Annotated in this window: 15 protein-coding genes and 2 riboswitches; of the genes, 4 read left to right on the forward strand and 11 right to left on the reverse strand. The window is 34.1% G+C overall.

Translation table 11 applies throughout. The features are described 5' to 3' along the window. Positions 1 to 62 precede the first annotated feature (62 nt). From ACSBO6_RS19890 to guaA, 6 genes are all read right to left on the reverse strand, one after another. Positions 63 to 1,748, reverse strand: a complete 1,686-nt coding sequence (locus tag ACSBO6_RS19890; RefSeq protein ID WP_498843926.1) for a glycerol-3-phosphate dehydrogenase/oxidase — start codon at positions 1,746 to 1,748, stop codon at positions 63 to 65. A 131-nt stretch (positions 1,749 to 1,879) separates the two neighbouring features. Continuing rightward, positions 1,880 to 3,370 carry a glycerol kinase GlpK gene (glpK, locus tag ACSBO6_RS19895; RefSeq protein ID WP_498843927.1) on the reverse strand — a complete coding sequence of 497 codons (1,491 nt, stop codon included), beginning with the start codon at positions 3,368 to 3,370 and terminating at the stop codon, positions 1,880 to 1,882. Positions 3,371 to 3,388: 18 nt separating this feature from the next. Beyond that, positions 3,389 to 4,213 carry an MIP/aquaporin family protein gene (locus ACSBO6_RS19900; RefSeq protein WP_098846316.1) on the reverse strand — a complete coding sequence of 275 codons (825 nt, stop codon included), beginning with the start codon at positions 4,211 to 4,213 and terminating at the stop codon, positions 3,389 to 3,391. Between the two features lie 324 nt (positions 4,214 to 4,537). Continuing rightward, entirely contained in the window at positions 4,538 to 5,095 is a 558-nt protein-coding gene (locus tag ACSBO6_RS19905; protein WP_498843928.1) for a glycerol-3-phosphate responsive antiterminator, read from the reverse strand. A 109-nt stretch (positions 5,096 to 5,204) separates the two neighbouring features. Continuing rightward, a complete protein-coding gene (locus ACSBO6_RS19910; protein ID WP_098846334.1) occupies positions 5,205 to 6,533 on the reverse strand; it encodes an NCS2 family permease in 1,329 nt (442 codons plus the stop codon). Positions 6,534 to 6,705: 172 nt separating this feature from the next. Beyond that, positions 6,706 to 6,805: riboswitch (purine riboswitch) on the reverse strand. A gap of 358 nt (positions 6,806 to 7,163) precedes the next feature. Further along, complete coding sequence (gene guaA, locus ACSBO6_RS19915; protein ID WP_498843929.1) at positions 7,164 to 8,699, reverse strand: glutamine-hydrolyzing GMP synthase; 1,536 nt, start codon at positions 8,697 to 8,699, stop codon at positions 7,164 to 7,166. 148 nt (positions 8,700 to 8,847) lie between these two features. Further along, positions 8,848 to 8,950, reverse strand: a riboswitch (purine riboswitch). A 189-nt stretch (positions 8,951 to 9,139) separates the two neighbouring features. On the opposite strand from guaA, the gene ACSBO6_RS19920 reads away from it, so the two are divergent. Together ACSBO6_RS19920 and ACSBO6_RS19925 are read left to right on the forward strand one after the other, a co-directional pair. After that, positions 9,140 to 9,487 (forward strand): DMT family transporter, encoded by a 348-nt coding sequence (locus tag ACSBO6_RS19920; RefSeq protein ID WP_098846319.1) that lies wholly within the window; start codon positions 9,140 to 9,142, stop codon positions 9,485 to 9,487. Between the two features lies 1 nt (position 9,488). Next, a complete protein-coding gene (locus ACSBO6_RS19925) occupies positions 9,489 to 9,809 on the forward strand; it encodes a DMT family transporter (RefSeq protein ID WP_098846335.1) in 321 nt (106 codons plus the stop codon). A 50-nt stretch (positions 9,810 to 9,859) separates the two neighbouring features. Here the strand turns inward: ACSBO6_RS19925 and ACSBO6_RS19930 are convergent, their stop codons facing one another. Continuing rightward, a complete protein-coding gene (locus ACSBO6_RS19930) occupies positions 9,860 to 10,618 on the reverse strand; it encodes a peptidoglycan recognition protein family protein (RefSeq protein ID WP_098846320.1) in 759 nt (252 codons plus the stop codon). Positions 10,619 to 10,768: 150 nt separating this feature from the next. Next, entirely contained in the window at positions 10,769 to 11,170 is a 402-nt protein-coding gene (locus ACSBO6_RS19935; protein WP_098846321.1) for a hypothetical protein, read from the reverse strand. A gap of 226 nt (positions 11,171 to 11,396) precedes the next feature. Here ACSBO6_RS19935 and ACSBO6_RS19940 point away from each other — a divergent pair, with 226 nt between their 5' ends. Next, positions 11,397 to 12,248 carry an ATP-dependent DNA ligase gene (locus tag ACSBO6_RS19940; protein ID WP_098846322.1) on the forward strand — a complete coding sequence of 284 codons (852 nt, stop codon included), beginning with the start codon at positions 11,397 to 11,399 and terminating at the stop codon, positions 12,246 to 12,248. 496 nt (positions 12,249 to 12,744) lie between these two features. After that, positions 12,745 to 13,275 carry a hypothetical protein gene (locus ACSBO6_RS19945; RefSeq protein ID WP_098846323.1) on the forward strand — a complete coding sequence of 177 codons (531 nt, stop codon included), beginning with the start codon at positions 12,745 to 12,747 and terminating at the stop codon, positions 13,273 to 13,275. Between the two features lie 46 nt (positions 13,276 to 13,321). Here the strand turns inward: ACSBO6_RS19945 and ACSBO6_RS19950 are convergent, their stop codons facing one another. From ACSBO6_RS19950 to groL, 3 genes are all read right to left on the reverse strand, one after another. Further along, a complete protein-coding gene (locus ACSBO6_RS19950; protein ID WP_098846324.1) occupies positions 13,322 to 14,044 on the reverse strand; it encodes an anti-sigma factor in 723 nt (240 codons plus the stop codon). Further along, entirely contained in the window at positions 14,041 to 14,616 is a 576-nt protein-coding gene (locus ACSBO6_RS19955) for an RNA polymerase sigma factor (RefSeq protein WP_098846325.1), read from the reverse strand. The genes ACSBO6_RS19950 and ACSBO6_RS19955 overlap by 4 nt, the downstream gene beginning before the upstream one ends. Before the next feature lie 258 nt (positions 14,617 to 14,874). After that, positions 14,875 to 16,500, reverse strand: coding sequence for a chaperonin GroEL (groL, locus tag ACSBO6_RS19960; RefSeq protein WP_098846326.1), 1,626 nt, complete (start codon positions 16,498 to 16,500; stop codon positions 14,875 to 14,877). Positions 16,501 to 16,506: the final 6 nt, after the last annotated feature.

Consider the following 16,506-nt stretch of genomic DNA (forward strand, 5'->3'; position numbering starts at 1 on the left):
GCTATATTCACCTTAATAAAAGAATCATAAGGATGCCTCATTATGAAACATCCTTATGATTCTTATGCTAACGTTACATTCTTCTTTAATTTTTCGATTGGCCTAACTGCCTCTATTAAAGCTTGGTCTAACTCAGTAGTGTATTTTACTTTTTGTTCCTTACTCCACTCTAGTTTTATCGACATAAAATCAATTACTGCATCCTTCCATTCATATACCCAATGAATATTAAAGAACAATGCACCAGTACGACGTATAAAAAAGTCGACTGGTTTTACAACCATCTCAAATTCTATTGCATATAAAAGCGGTACGAATACCTCTATAGGTAAATTATATTGATATGCCGCCATTTTGTACTGACTTGCTAACTGAAATAACGTATCAACATTAGATCCATAAAATTTTGTAAAACGTTCAGCTTGATTTTCTGACAAACCATACTTGATTCCTTCTTTGGTTTTTTCAGAAATATATTTTAAAAATTGTGATGCTCCACCTACATGTCCACCAGAGATTGGCATATGTTTTGTCTTACTTTTTATATTGTTAGTTTTGTATCCTTCCTTCTTTAGTAATTCAGTTACATAGTCAATGACCGTTTCAGCCATTTTTCGATATCCCGTTAACTTTCCACCAGCAATTGTAATTAATCCAGAATGTGAAGTCCAAATTTCATCTTTACGTGAAATTTCGGATGCACTTTTCCCTTCTTCATATATTAATGGACGTACTCCTGCCCAACTTGATTCGATATCCGTTTTTGAGATATTTACTGTTGGAAACATATAGTTTATTGCATTAATAATATAGTTACAATCTTCATCCGTCATTTGTGGTTTTGCAGCATCTTTATTATAAAATGTATCCGTTGTACCAACATATGTCTTTCCATTTCGAGGAATCGCAAAAACCATACGTCCGTCTGGTGTATCAAAATAGATTGCTTGACCGAGTGGGAAACGACTATGGTCAATAACTAAATGAACCCCTTTGGATAACTGTAATACCTTACCTCTCTTTGAATGATCCATTTCACGTAGCGAATCAACCCATGGACCCGCTGCATTTACAATCTTTTTACCGTATACTTCATACACTTCACCATCTAATAAATCAATGACAGTAACACCGCAAACTTTACCATCTTTATATAAGAAGCCATCTACTTTAGCATAGTTCACTGCTTTCGCCCCATGAGCAATCGCTTCTTTCATTACCTCAATTGTTAGTCGTGCATCGTCTGTGCGGTACTCTACATAGTAACCGCCGCCTTTTAACCCTTCTTGTTTTACAAGTGGCTCTTTTTCGATTGTTTGTTCACGATTAAACATTTTTCTTCGTTCACTTCTTTTTACACCTGCTAGGAAATCATAAATTCTTAATCCTATTGATGTACTAAATGCACCAAATGTGCCGCCTTTATGAAAAGGTAATAGCATCCATTCTGGAGTTGTTACATGTGGACCATTTTCATAAACAATTGCACGTTCTTTTCCTACTTCTGCTACCATTTTTACTTCTAATTGTTTTAAGTATCGTAATCCACCATGTACAAGCTTAGTTGAACGACTTGATGTACCTGCTGCAAAGTCTTGCATTTCAAATACGATTGTTGATAATCCACGTGTAGTAGCGTCTAACGCAATACCAGCTCCAGTAATACCTCCACCAATTATGATTACATCTAATTCTTTTTTATTTACTGTTTTTAAGACTTCTTTTCGTAGTGCACCTGAAAATTTCATGACTTTTTCCTCCTTAAAGTACGAAAAAAGAGACCACAAACATTACTATAGAAATTCTTCTATAGCATGTTGTGGTCTCTCTAATCTCCTACCGAAATATTAACTTGTTTTTATTTTAACACTATACTATGTTATTTAAAAGCTTTTGTTGCTTCGATTGCTTTTTTCCAACCACTGTACAGTTCTTCTCTTTTTTCATTTTGCATTTCTGGTTTAAATCTCTTATCCATATTCCATTGTTTTGAGATTGTTTCTTGATTTTCCCAATAACCAACAGCTAATCCTGCTAAATAAGCTGCACCTAAAGCTGTTGTTTCATTTACTTCTGGACGTTCAACTGGGACATCTAATAGATCGCTTTGGAATTGCATTAAGAAATTGTTCTTAACTACTCCCCCATCCACACGTAAAGTTTTTAGTTCAATACCTGAATCGGCTTCCATTGCACATAAAACATCTTTTGTTTGATAAGCTAATGCTTCTAGTGTTGCACGAATAAAATGCTCCTTCGTTGTTCCACGAGTTAATCCAAAAACTGCTCCCCTTACTTCACTATCCCAATAAGGAGTACCTAATCCAACAAATGCAGGTACGATATAAACTCCATCTGTAGATTCAACCCTATTTGCGTATTCTTCACTATTACTAGCATCTTTGAACATGCGCATACCATCACGTAACCATTGAATAGCTGAACCTGCTACGAAAATACTTCCTTCTAATGCATATTCAACTTTTCCATTTAGGCCCCATGCAATTGTAGTTAATAAGCCATGATTAGATTTTACCGCTTTTTCACCAGTATTCATTAGCATAAAACAACCAGTACCATAAGTATTTTTCGCCATTCCTTCACCAAAGCAAGCTTGACCAAATAACGCAGCTTGTTGGTCACCAGCTATACCTGCAATTGGTATATTTTGTCCATAGAAATGGTAATCAACAGTATGGCCATATACTTCAGAGGAAGATCGTACTTCTGGAAGCATGCTTTTTGGCACAGTTAGCATTTCAAGTAGTTCATCATCCCATCTTAATTCATGAATGTTATACATTAATGTACGTGAAGCATTTGAATAATCTGTAACATGTACATTACCGCCAGATAATTTCCAAACAAGCCATGTATCAATTGTTCCAAATAATAATTCACCACGTTCTGCTTTCTCTCTTGCACCTTCAACATTATCTAGAATCCACTTTACTTTTGTTCCAGAGAAATAGGCATCAATTAAAAGACCTGTTTTTTCTTGAACAATCTCTCCATAACCTTTCTCTTTTAAGTCATCACAGATTTCACTCGTTTGACGTGATTGCCACACGATGGCGTTATAGATCGGTCTTCCAGTTGTTTTTTCCCATACAACTGTTGTTTCACGTTGATTTGTAATCCCTATACCTGCAATTTGCTCAGGTTTTACATCTGCTTCACTTAAACATGTAGCAATAACAGCTAAAATTGATCCCCAAATTTCTTGCGCATTATGCTCAACCCATCCTGGATTTGGAAAATGCTGTGTAAATTCTTTTTGTGCAATATGAACTATTTTGCCATCTTTATTAAATAGAATTGCACGAGAACTTGTTGTACCTTGATCTAAAGAAAGAATGTATTTATTCATTATCGTCCCATCTCCTCATTAAGCTACTACTTTTCTATTATTTGTATGACTTTGACTCTTTTTACTTGTCATATAAGAAACTATTAATATACCAATTGTTGCAATTCCTACATAAATAATTGCAGCATTATGCTTACCTTCAAAAATAATTTGATAGAATAGTCCTGCAAGTGATCCTCCTAATATTGGCCCCAAAACTGGAATCCATGCATATTTCCAATTCGAACCTCCCTTACCGGGAATAGGTAGCAAAAAGTGTGCAATACGAGGTCCTAAATCACGAGCTGGATTAATCGCATAACCAGTCGTTCCACCTAATGATAAACCAATGCTAACAATTAAGAAACCTACGATAAAAGGATTTAAACCATCTGCAAATTTATTTGAACCAATTGCTAAAATACCAAACACTAAGATGAACGTTCCAATCAATTCACTTAAAAGATTTGCAAATGTATTCGATATGGCAGGTCCTGTTGCAAATACACCTAACTTTGTTCCTGGATCTTCAGTTTCTTTCCAATGCGGCAGGTAATGTAAATAAACAATTGTTGCCCCAACCATCGCACCAATCATTTGTGCCGCGATGTATTCAGGTACTTGACTCCATGGAAAAGAGCCTTTAAAAGCTAATCCTAATGTAACTGCTGGATTTAAATGCGCTCCACTAATACTTCCTACTGCATAAACAGATATTGCAACTGCTAAACCCCATCCTAGAGTTATGACAATCCAACCTGAATCTTTAGCAAATGATTTTTTTAAACTTACACCTGCACAAACTCCTCCACCTAAAACAATTAGCAAAGCAGTTCCAATTATTTCCCCTAAAAATGCTGACATAATTTCACTCCATCCATATTCATTATAAAATTAAGTTTTCCGTGATCGAATATAAATCGAATGGCCATTCTTTTTAAAAATAACTCCGCTAATATAAACTGTTGATTTAATAAAAGAAGTATCGAGACAAAGAGTATGATATTAGTGCATACCAACTATTAACTGAGCCTAAAAACAAAAAGAACCACAATCAATCAGTTTCTATTAATAAATAGAAACAATTAATTGTGGATCTCTTCATTTCTCCGTCACGTTTATTAACTTGTCTCTTATGCTAACCTCATTTGAAAGCGGTGTCAACAGAATTTTTTCATATTTTTGCCACTATTTTAGAAATTTTCCCCACAAGTCTTTGTCTGATGTTGTAATTGCTGTAGCACCTGCATTCAAAGCTGCATTCACCTCTTCAACAGTTCTAATAAATCCACCAGCTAAAATAGGTATACCAGTTCTTTCCTTTACTTCTGCAATTACATTCGTAAGTGCCCCCGGTAGCACTTCAATGTAATCTGGTTTTGTTTTTTCTAATAACAATATACTTTTTTCCATTGCTCCAGAATCAATCAAAAAGATTCGTTGGATAGCAATAACACCTTTTTGTTTAGCCTTTAAAATAACATTTGATTTTGTAGAAAGTAATCCATCTGGCTTGTATTCTTGACAAAGAAATTCAGCTGCATGTCCATCACTTTGTAAACCATGTATTAGGTCGACATGTAAAAATACTTTCTTTCCATGTTGCTTAGCAAGAGAAACAACGCTTTTCAATTGACCGATATGAATATCAAGAATAACAATATATTTATACGAAGTAGTTAATAATTTTTCTAAATCCTTTATTTTTCTAACTGCTGGTAGAATTTTTTGTTCATGAAAACCCATCATATTACCCCTATAGAAATTATTACTTTTATAGTACACAATATAAAAAAAAAGAAAAAGCCTGTACAATGAAAGAATTTTCTTTGTACAGACTTTTTTTATTTAAGTTCTACTCTCTAAAATACGTTAAGAATAATAGGAATACTACAAACAATACATACATTACAGGATGGATTTTTTTCGCTTTTCCAGCAGCGATCATTGAAATCGGATAGAAAATGAAACCGACTGCGATACCAGTAGCAATACTATAAGTTAAAGGCATTGCAATAATTGTAAAGAATGCTGGAACTGCAATTTCGAACTTTTTCCAATCAATTTGACCAATTGATGAAACCATTAAAACTCCGACTACGATTAAAGCAGGTGAAGTTACCGCTGCAGTTACTACTCCTAAAAGTGGTGCAAAGAATAATGCTAATAGGAATAAGATACCTGTTACTACTGCTGAGAATCCAGTACGTCCACCAGCAGCTACACCAGCAGTTGACTCAATATAAGAAGTAGTAGTACTTGTACCTAAAGTTGAACCAACTACTACTGCAGTTGCATCAACCATTAATGCTTTACCAGCTCTTTCAAGTTTGTTTTCTTTTAATAATCCAGCTTGGTTCGCTACAGCTACTAATGTTCCAGTTGCATCAAAGAAATCAACAATAAAGAAAGTTAATACTACAGCAAACATCTTTCCTGAAGAGAAAACATCTGGAATATGTTTAATTGCTTCACCGAATGTTGGAGCAATACTTGGTACTGGACCAACAACTGAAGATGGTAAGTCGATAATTCCAAAAATCATACCTGCGATTGCAGTGATGATCATACCTAAAAATACACCAGCTTTAATTTTTCTAGCCATTAAAACGACAGTAATAACTAAACCGAAAATCGTTAATAAAACAGCAGGTTCATTTAATTTACCAAGTGATACGAATGTAGCAGGGTTACTTACGATAATACCTGAGTTTTTTAAACCGACAAATGTAATAAAAAATCCAATACCGCTACCAATTGCTAACTTTAATTCAATTGGAATTGCATTAATAATTTGTTCACGAAGACCAGTTAATGAAAGAATGATAAAAATGATACCTGATACGAATACGCCAGCTAAAGCCGTTTGCCATGGAATACCCATTCCAAGAACTACGTTAAAAGCAAAGAATGCATTTAATCCCATACCTGGTGCTAAAGCAATTGGATATTTCGCATAAATTCCCATTAAAATCGACCCATATGCTGCAGCTAAAGATGTAGCTACAAAGATTGCCTCTTTATTCATTCTTAACGTTTCTGGGAAATCCTTTATATCTGATAATGATAAAATCGATGGATTTACAAATAATATATATGCCATTGCTAAGAATGTAGTTAAACCAGCAATTGTTTCTTGACGAAATGATGTGCCTAACTTGTTGAACTCAAAATAATTACTGATACGTTCTTTCATGTGATCCTCCTAAGTTTTAGTCTTAAAAGTCGGTCTCTATTTTATGAAATAGAAAAGGCACTTTTACACAAATGGTAAAAGCGCCTATCACGAGCAGTTTCATTCTGAACTTATTAACCCTAGAATGGTAGAAAAATAGCAAAATAATAGGGTTAATAACTTTCAGAAATCATTACTTCGTAGTCCGCCATATTACGGTGGCGGGTAGAGACGCTAGTCCATATTCACTAGCCTATACGACAAGTTATGACAAATAATTTATTTAATTTACATACTTATATTACAATCAGTTTTCATTAGTGTCAACAAAAAAACGAACATTTTTTACGAAATATTCGTTTTCGTTCGTTTTTACCATATTTTAGCTATATTGTTGAACTTAATCATTTGGATTTAAAAAATACTTAGGAGAAAAAATAGCTAAGTATGATAAAAAAATATATGCATTCTCCTTCTCTCCACCACTATATACATGGTACTACTTTTTAACATCTAAATAATAGCACGATGTATTTTAATAAATTGGAACTATATGTTACAAAATGAAGTCTAATTGGTGTCCAATTTATAAAAAAAAGCCATAAACCTTGTAGATCAAAGGTTTATGGCTTTTTTTTATTATTCCCACTCAATCGTTGCAGGTGGCTTACTAGTGATATCATATACTATACGGTTTACGTGTTTAACTTCATTTACAATACGAGTTGAGATTTTTTGAAGTACATCCCAATCGATACGTGCCCAGTCAGCAGTCATTCCATCGATTGACGTAACTGCACGAATACCTACAGTGTAATCATACGTACGTTCGTCACCCATTACACCAACACTGCGAATGTCAGGTAATACTGTGAAATACTGCCAAATTTCTTTATCTAAACCAGCTAAAGCAATTTCTTCACGTAAAATTGCATCTGATTCACGAACGATTTCAAGTTTTTGATCAGTAATTTCTCCTAATACACGAATTCCTAGACCTGGTCCTGGGAATGGTTGTCTCCAAACGATTGCGTCTGGAATTCCTAGTTCCGTTCCAACTGCACGTACTTCGTCTTTAAATAATGTACTTAAAGGCTCGATTAACGTGAATTGCATGTCTTCAGGTAATCCACCAACATTATGATGTGATTTAATCGTTTGAGCTGTAGCCGTACCGCTCTCGATAATATCTGTATAAAGAGTTCCTTGAGCTAAGAAATCCATGCCTTCTAATTTTGCTGCCTCATCGTCAAATACATAGATGAATTCATTACCGATAATTTTACGCTTTTCTTCTGGATCAGAAACACCAGCAAGTTTACTTAAGAAGCGCTCTCTAGCATCTACTTTAATTACATTCATGTGGAAGCCTTCGCTAAATGTCTTCATAACACCTTCAGCTTCATCTTTACGTAATAAACCGTGGTCAACGAAGATACATGTTAATTGATCACCAATTGCTTTGTGAATTAATACTGCAACTACTGAAGAATCAACACCACCGCTAAGTGCACAAAGTACCTTTTTGTCACCTACAGTTTTACGAATATTTTCAAGTTCAACTTCAATGTAGTTTTTCATTGACCAATTTGCTTCACATTCACAAATATTGAATACGAAATTCTTTAATAGATCATTTCCATATTCAGAGTGACGAACTTCTGGGTGGAATTGTACACCATACATTTTTTTAGCTTCGTTACTCATTGCGGCGATTGGGCAAGAAGCACTAGTTGCATCTACAACGAATCCTTCTGGTTGTTGAATTACTTTATCACCGTGGCTCATCCAAACTACGTGGTCTGATGGTAGGTCTTTTAATAAAGCAGACGGATTTTGAATATTTAATTCTGCTTTACCATATTCACGTTGGTCAGCTCTAGCTACCGTTCCACCGAAATGTTGCGTCATTAACTGCATACCGTAACAAATACCTAAGATTGGAATTTCTAAATCAAAAATTGCTTCATCACAGAAAAATGCATTTTCACCATATACACTATTTGGTCCGCCAGAGAAAACAATCCCTTTAGCGCCCATTTGCTTAATTTCCTCTGCAGTTATTGTATGTGGACGTAATTCACTATAAACCCCAAACTCACGGATACGGCGTGCAATAAGTTGGTTATATTGACTTCCAAAATCTAGTACTACAATTGTGTCATGTTGTTGCAAAACGGTCACCCCATCTATATATATTGAATTAACGTATCAGTTAAACTGATACTATTTTTCCCCAAAAAAAATAAAAAAAGCCGATTTTCTCCTCTTTTTACATACGAAAAATACGTATAAGAAGGCAGAAAATCAGACTTAAAGTAAAACAAAGTCAGACTGCCTTCATAGTCAGGGCCTGTTACGGTGCCCCGGTAGAGACTCTCGACCCATATTGTCGAGGATATATGAAGAATAATGACGAATATTGTATTATTGTCTCATTCTAACAATGTATAATTTTTCGGTCAAGGTATTTCAATGCATAAAAAAAATAAATTTTTGTGTAAACGTTGCAACTTGTCATGAATAAAATTATAGTGTATCTTTTAACTAACGAACGGTAGGTAGTTTACCAAAACAAAATCATTTATTTAATCTTCTATAAGGAGGGATTATTTATGAGTTGGATTTACTTAGTTATAGCGGGGTTTTCCGAAATTGCTTGGGCATTTGGACTAAAATACTCTGAAGGATTTACAAATTTGTTACCAACAACTTTAACGATAGCTGGGATCTTGTTCAGCTTTTATTTATTTTCAAAAGCAATAAAAGATATTCCAATAGGCACTGCCTACGCAGTTTTTACAGGTATCGGAGCTGCTGGGACAGTTATTATTGGAATGATATTTTTAAATGAATCAGCATCGCTATTAAAAATTATTCTTGTCATTGCATTATTATCTGGAATAATTGGCTTGAAATTAACTTCAGGTGATAACAAAAATGAAAAAGGAGATGCAGCATAAAATGGCTTGGTTATTTTTATTGATCGCGGGTTTGGGGGAAGTTGGCTTTGTCATCTTTATGAAGCTATCTAATAATTTTAAAAAACTTAACTACTCCATTTTGTGTATTCTCTCTGGATGGGCTAGTTTTTACTTATTATCAAAGGCCTTAAAGGTTATACCTGTCGGAACAGGTTATACAATTTGGACTGGTATAGGTGCCGCTGGATCTGTTTTAATAGGCATGTTGTTCTTTAATGAATCACGTGAATGGAAGAGGCTGCTATTTATCACATTAGTAATTGGATCTGTTATTGGTTTAAAAATCATCTCACCTCATTAAAAAAATTCCCTATTCGAAATCGAAATAGGGATTTTTTCTTTTATGTGATATTAAAACAGCTTGGCCCAAGTGTTTTTTCCAACAATTCCATCGACAACTAGTCCATTTCTTGCTTGAAATTTTTTTACTGCATTTTCAGTAACTGGTCCAAAAATTCCATCTGCTGTTATATTAAGTTTTTGTTGAACCTTTTTTACAGATTCACCTCTTGATCCTTCTTTTAAAATACCAGGGTATGGAATTGAATCTGTTTGAGTTTTCGGGGGATTTAAGATCGCATTCACTTGTGCTTTAAACTCGTTGAATCGATCGGGGTGGTCTATGAAGGGTTTTGGGCATGGCTTATGTGTTATGTCATAATGTCTTACAATGTCATTTGCAGTTAGTTTAAACATCTTACACAATTCAGCAATTACTCTGATTGTACGTGTTATTGTAAATTGTGAAATCGCACCATCCTTTTCGACACACATTTCAACACCAATTGAAAGCTTATTTGCATTCGGAGCGAGTTCATCCACTCCTCTATAAACTCCACCATTACTATTTCTTTCATAATGATCATTTGCATGATACGCTACCTCATCAAGTGGAATAATACAGATTGCCTCTTTGGAATCAACAAATATATGAGCAGATGCATATGTTTTATTTTTTATCGCTATCCCATTAAAATACCTTTGGTGACTTTGTGCACTTGCCCCCGGATTGGCTGTCCAATGTAGCACAATTTTTCTAACTTCCTTCAATTTTATTGACGGCCTCGTATACTTGTTCATCGAAATAAAATCATTTCTCCAAGTTGCCAAAATTAGCACTCCTTTTCATTAATTGCATATCCGAATACTTGGACATGTATACTATTACATTATTCTAAAAGAGAAAATTCGTTACATATAAAAAGAGAGTATTAGATACTCTCCTAATTTTGTATTATTTAATCCTTTTACCAAAACTAATTACTTTTTTAGTGGTTTAACATATATTGCTTGTGATGAGTTAACAGATATACATCCATCCAAATCCTTCTCTTTTAATAACCCCAAATTTAAAGCCGACTTGATTTTATCTCCATCTGGCTTTTTTACAACTTGTATTAAATCGGAAAGGTTCAATTCTTCTAATTTATTAATTGTCTTCTCCTCATTAAATTTCTCTTTTTTTCTTATAATTCGTTCAAGTTTTAGGTTATTAATAATTAGCTCACCTTTTTCATTCGTTCCAACTTGATGATCAAAGTATCCATGAAAAATTTTTTGCAATTCTTCTAACTGATTTTCAATATCCTTCTTTTTTTGACTCAAATCATAGTACTTATTCAACATTGGTTCCGTAATTTTGAAATTATTTTTCCTTCCCATTTCATAACACCACTTTTCATAAGAAGATAATTTATCATATTGTGAAATTAGACGAGTTATGACTTGAAATACACTAGAAATAAAAGTACATTAACAAGTGGAAGAGTAAAAATAGAGGGATTTATAACTATATTAAAAACAAAAATTTGTGTTATATATATTTAAATAAAAAAGAAAGGAATCTTGATTATGTTGGTAAGCAACAATCATGATAGCGAAATGAAAAATGTTTATTGAGCCAATGCTATTACAAAATGCTGATAAACCATTTGACTCTGATCAACATTATTTTGAATTGAAATCAAATGGTGTTCGAATGATGCTTGAAAGGCAAAATGGAAAGAATAAACTTTTTAATCAAAATGGTACCGAGATTACGGAGAGAATCCCTGAACTCGAAAATATCGACTTAGATGATTGTTACTTAGACGGTGTTTTAGTTTGTTATAATGAAGGCAGAGAGGATTTTGAAGCGGCAACCAATCGTGTAAGTTTTATTCAAGAATCAAAAATATTACAAGGAAGCAAACAATTTCCATTAACATATATCGTTTTTGATATTTTACGTCTTAAAAATAATAACTTAATGAAAGAACCTTTATCTTATCGAAAAAAAATCCTTTCAGAAACATTAGTTGATCAAGAAACAATCAAAAAAAGTTTTTATATCGAGTCGGAAGGTGAGATGTTTTTTGAGCAAATTAAAACTCTAGGGCTTGAAGGTATAGTAGCTAAATCAAAAGATTCAACTTATATACCAGCACATCGATCACTAAATTGGTTAAAAATTATTAACTGGAGATATAGTAATTACTATATTACAGGCTATAAAAAACAAGGAATGGGATTATTAATCTCTGAATTAAAAAATGGTGAGTATGTAAATGTAGGGTTAGTCGAGTTCGGTATGAATACTGGCCAAAAAACAGCATTCTTTAGTCTAACGAAACATATAAAAACTGGGGAAGACAAAAATTATATTTTTGTAGAACCATTTGTCAGATGTGTGATAAAAAATAGGGGGCAATTAAATAGCGGAGAATTAATTGAACCTATATTCCATGATTTTGTTGTTTAAAAAATTACCTTCTTTATAGTACCAAACCATCCCCTTTTAAGTAGAAAGTATTAGTAGCTTTTTACTTTCTGAAGGGGGTTTTTTAATTCTATCTAAAAAGTATCCATAATACTATCAACCAAAATGGTATAGAAAATAAGAGACCAAAAAGGCATCCTCTATATAAACCAACCTTCATCTAAATCATCCTTAAAAAAATTATTTGATCTATTCATACTATCGCATCACAAGCTCTTGCTTTTATTAAACTTACTATACATATTTAATCATTATATAGTCAATGAAGTCTGAGTATTATATAAACCAAATTTAAAGATTTAGTTTAACTCTTCTCATTCTCGACTACTCCAAATGTAAATAATCGAATCCCACTTGGATTACAAGTTCAGTCTATTTTGATTAAGTTTTTAAAAAAAATACATTTCCGTTCAAACCGTACTAACATTTATTCCGTTACCTTTAATGAAACTTAAAATTTAGAAGGAGATGTATGTTAATGAGAAAAATTCGTTTTACATTTTTAGCAGCTATGTCGTTATTTTCAATAATTTTATTTAGTGCAGTGGCATTTGCTGCGAGTGATTTTACCCAATTTGGATTTCCAAAAGTAATTGCTGAAAAGAAAATTGAATCAGGTGCAGCTGCAAAAATTAGTCATAGTGGAATAAAAGTTAATATTCCTAAAGGTACGTTTAGTAATGATGTTGTTTTTCAAATACTTGAAGGGAAAAATAGTACTTTCCAAACAAATGCCCCAGAAGGTGAAAAAGTGATTATGAATTTTGCATTTAGAGTGGTAGATTCTAAGACAAATGAAATTATTGTTAAATTTAATAATCCAGTTATGTTCAGCTTTAAAGATCAGGATATCAATGATGGAAGCATATACTATAATGTAAAACAAGACGGCAGTATTGCGAGGAATTCTGAACCGGCTGTGATTGAAGGTCGAACTTTGAGTCACGCAATTGGAGGAGCTCCTGTTGGGTGGTTAATAACTTCACCTACAAATAGTATTAAAAAGTAATAAACTTAAGCCCATGGTTCCTAAACTGAATCATGGGCATTTTACTTTATGTTCCTAAAATTTTTTTCCCACGTGGCTGGATACTATTTGCATCTGGTTCGAGCGAAATACCGATTGCTTCAAAAGACTGATCATTTTCTTTTAATACGTAACTAAGAAAACCATTACCATTTTTATCAACATGAAAAGTCCCCGCACTTCTTCGCTTTCCATCATGTATTAGCCAAGCTTGATAAGCCTCAGTACCTTTTGTAGTCTCAAGCCCACGTAGTTTGAATACTATCTGTTTTTGAGAACCTTTCTTGTAAACCCACGCATCTCCTCTTGCTAAATTTACTGCTGGATTGGTTGATCTTAATGAATAGACTTGAACAACATCTGTTGGTGAAATTGCCTTTTTGCTTACTTGAGCTAATTCTTGTTTAAGGTGAAGATTATTCCATAATAAGCCAACAAAAGAAAATAGTATTATAGCAGCTGCCAAACCGTATAGAAATTTGCGAAGATGTACTATTGAATTTTTAGCAGTAGAATGATTAGGTGGAAAAATATAATTCATTACTTCTTCCTTTAAATCTGTGGGAATTTCTACATCATCCAAAGTTAATGGAATCACATTCCACGCCTCCTCCATCTCTTGGACTTCCAAACGGCAACGTTCACAATTTAAAATATGTTCTTCAAATAAAAGCTTTTCTTCTTCTGTAACTTCTCCGAGCATATATGAGACTAGATCATTGGAAAATGAACAACCTTTATTATTAGTCATTTTTTCATTCCCCCTAACTCTGGTTCCATCCTATTTCTTAATACTTTTAGTGCTTGATGTAATCGACTTTTAATCGTACCAATAGGTTCTTGCTTCATCTCAGCTATTTCTCTAAGTGTATATCCTTCCCAGTATAGCCACTGAATTAGCTCGATTTGGCTATTTGAAAGGTATTGATAGGCATGCTGTATTTGTTCTCTAAGAACCTTCTTAGACAATATTTCGGCAGGATTATTGGATGGATATTCTGGTATCTGCTCCAATTGTTCCTGTCCAATTGGTACTAAAGCAGTTTCTTTTTTCTCCTTACGATGATGATCAATAGTGATATTTCTAGTAATTGTAAGTAGCCAATTTACAAAATGACCTTTCTTTGGATCATAAGCATTTTTTGTTGTCCAAATTCTCATAAATACAGCTTGGACGATTCCCTTTGCTTTCTCAGGATCCTTCGTTGATTTCAAACTAAACGAATAGACAACTTTAATATATCGGTCATATAATTCTTCTAGTGCAGGCCGATGTTTTTCTTTTATTAATTGCATCAATTCAGCGTCACTCATTTTTTGCATAAAAAAGGCAAGCCCCCCTCATTATTAAAATGATTCCTTTTAATAAGTAACGAACAATAATGAAAAACGGTTTGATTTTATAAACTAAAATTTTTATAAATTTAGTTTTAAAAGACATAAAAATCCCCTATAGATAAACAGTTAAGAACATCATATCATGCTAACTTTTTCTTCTGTCTACCTATAGGGGAAGATCCTATCAATTACGATTATTTAACAAACAAAAAAACCCTTGATCGCTCAAGGGTTTTTTCTGTATTACATCATGCCGCCCATGCCCATGCCGCCCATGTCAGGCATTGCTGGAGCATTTTTCTCAGGGATATCAGCTACTACTGCTTCAGTTGTTAAGAACATAGCTGAAACAGATGCTGCGTTTTGAAGTGCAGAACGTGTAACTTTAGTTGGGTCAACGATACCTTCTTCGATCATGTTTACCCATTGTCCGTTAGCAGCATTGAAACCAACGCCAACTTCTGCATTTTTTAATTTCTCAATAATTACTGATCCTTCTAGACCAGCATTTGTAGCGATTTGACGAACTGGAGCTTCAAGTGCACGTAATACGATGTTGATACCTGTTGCTACGTCACCTTCTGCTTCGATTGCAGCTACTTTATTAAATACGCTCATTAATGCAGTACCACCACCAGCTACAATACCTTCTTCAACTGCAGCACGTGTTGAGTTTAATGCATCTTCAATACGTAATTTACGCTCTTTTAATTCAGTTTCAGTTGCAGCACCAACTTTGATTACTGCTACTCCACCAGCTAATTTAGCTAAACGCTCTTGTAATTTTTCGCGATCAAATTCAGAAGTAGTTTCTTCTAATTGAGCACGGATTACGCCGATACGTCTTTGGATTTCTGCAGTTTCACCAGCACCTTCAACGATTGTAGTGTTTTCTTTTGTTACTACAACTTTTGAAGCACGACCTAATTGAGTGATGTTAGTTGTTTTAAGATCTAATCCTAATTCTTCTGTAATCACTTCACCGCCAGTTAAGATCGCGATATCTTCTAACATTGCTTTACGACGGTCACCGAAGCCAGGAGCTTTAACAGTAACAGCATTGAACGTACCACGTAATTTATTTACGATGATTGTTGCTTGTGCTTCACCTTCAACATCCTCAGCAATAATTAATAGTGGCTTACCTTGTTGAACAACTTGCTCAAGTACTGGTAAGATTTCTTGAATGTTAGTTACTTTTTTATCTGTGATTAATATATATGGATTTTCTAATTCAGCAACCATTTTCTCTGAATTTGTAACCATGTAAGGAGAAGAGTATCCACGGTCAAATTGCATACCTTCTACTACTTCTAACTCAGTTGTGAAACCTTTTGATTCTTCAAGAGTAATAACTCCATCGTTACCAACGCGCTCCATTGCTTCAGCAATTAATTGTCCAACTTCTGGATCCGCTGAAGAAATTGCAGCAACTTGTGCGATTGACTCTTTGCCTTCAATTGGTTTTGAGATTGTTTTTAATTCTTCAATTGCTACTGCAACTGCTTTTTCGATACCTTTACGGATACCCATTGGGTTTGCACCAGCAGTTACGTTTTTAAGACCTTCACGAATCATAGCTTGCGCTAAAACTGTCGCAGTTGTTGTACCGTCCCCAGCAACATCATTTGTTTTGCTAGCAACTTCCGCAACTAATTTAGCACCCATATTTTCAAATGCATCTTCTAATTCAATTTCTTTAGCGATTGTAACACCATCATTAGTAATTAATGGAGAACCGAATTTTTTCTCAAGAACTACGTTACGTCCTTTTGGTCCTAAAGTTACTTTTACAGCATCAGCTAAAGCGTCTACACCACGTAACATTGCGCGACGTGCTTCTTCACCAAATCTAATGTCCTTTGCCATGAAAAT

The sequence above is a fragment of the Bacillus sp. AL-1R genome, from assembly GCF_052180195.1.
GTDB lineage: Bacteria > Bacillota > Bacilli > Bacillales > Bacillaceae_G > Gottfriedia.

Coding starts and splice junctions, on each gene's coding strand:
- groL (WP_098846326.1), bottom strand. CDS start 16,500: ATGGCAAAGGACATTAGATTTGGTGAAGAAGCACGTCGCGCAATGTTA.
- ACSBO6_RS19925 (WP_098846335.1), top strand. CDS start 9,489: ATGGCTTGGTTATTTTTATTGATCGCGGGTTTGGGGGAAGTTGGCTTT.
- ACSBO6_RS19920 (WP_098846319.1), top strand. CDS start 9,140: ATGAGTTGGATTTACTTAGTTATAGCGGGGTTTTCCGAAATTGCTTGG.
- ACSBO6_RS19900 (WP_098846316.1), bottom strand. CDS start 4,213: ATGTCAGCATTTTTAGGGGAAATAATTGGAACTGCTTTGCTAATTGTT.
- glpK (WP_498843927.1), bottom strand. CDS start 3,370: ATGAATAAATACATTCTTTCTTTAGATCAAGGTACAACAAGTTCTCGT.
- ACSBO6_RS19935 (WP_098846321.1), bottom strand. CDS start 11,170: ATGGGAAGGAAAAATAATTTCAAAATTACGGAACCAATGTTGAATAAG.
- ACSBO6_RS19945 (WP_098846323.1), top strand. CDS start 12,745: ATGAGAAAAATTCGTTTTACATTTTTAGCAGCTATGTCGTTATTTTCA.
- ACSBO6_RS19890 (WP_498843926.1), bottom strand. CDS start 1,748: ATGAAATTTTCAGGTGCACTACGAAAAGAAGTCTTAAAAACAGTAAAT.
- ACSBO6_RS19955 (WP_098846325.1), bottom strand. CDS start 14,616: ATGCAAAAAATGAGTGACGCTGAATTGATGCAATTAATAAAAGAAAAA.
- ACSBO6_RS19950 (WP_098846324.1), bottom strand. CDS start 14,044: ATGACTAATAATAAAGGTTGTTCATTTTCCAATGATCTAGTCTCATAT.
- ACSBO6_RS19905 (WP_498843928.1), bottom strand. CDS start 5,095: ATGGGTTTTCATGAACAAAAAATTCTACCAGCAGTTAGAAAAATAAAG.
- ACSBO6_RS19940 (WP_098846322.1), top strand. CDS start 11,397: ATGTTTATTGAGCCAATGCTATTACAAAATGCTGATAAACCATTTGAC.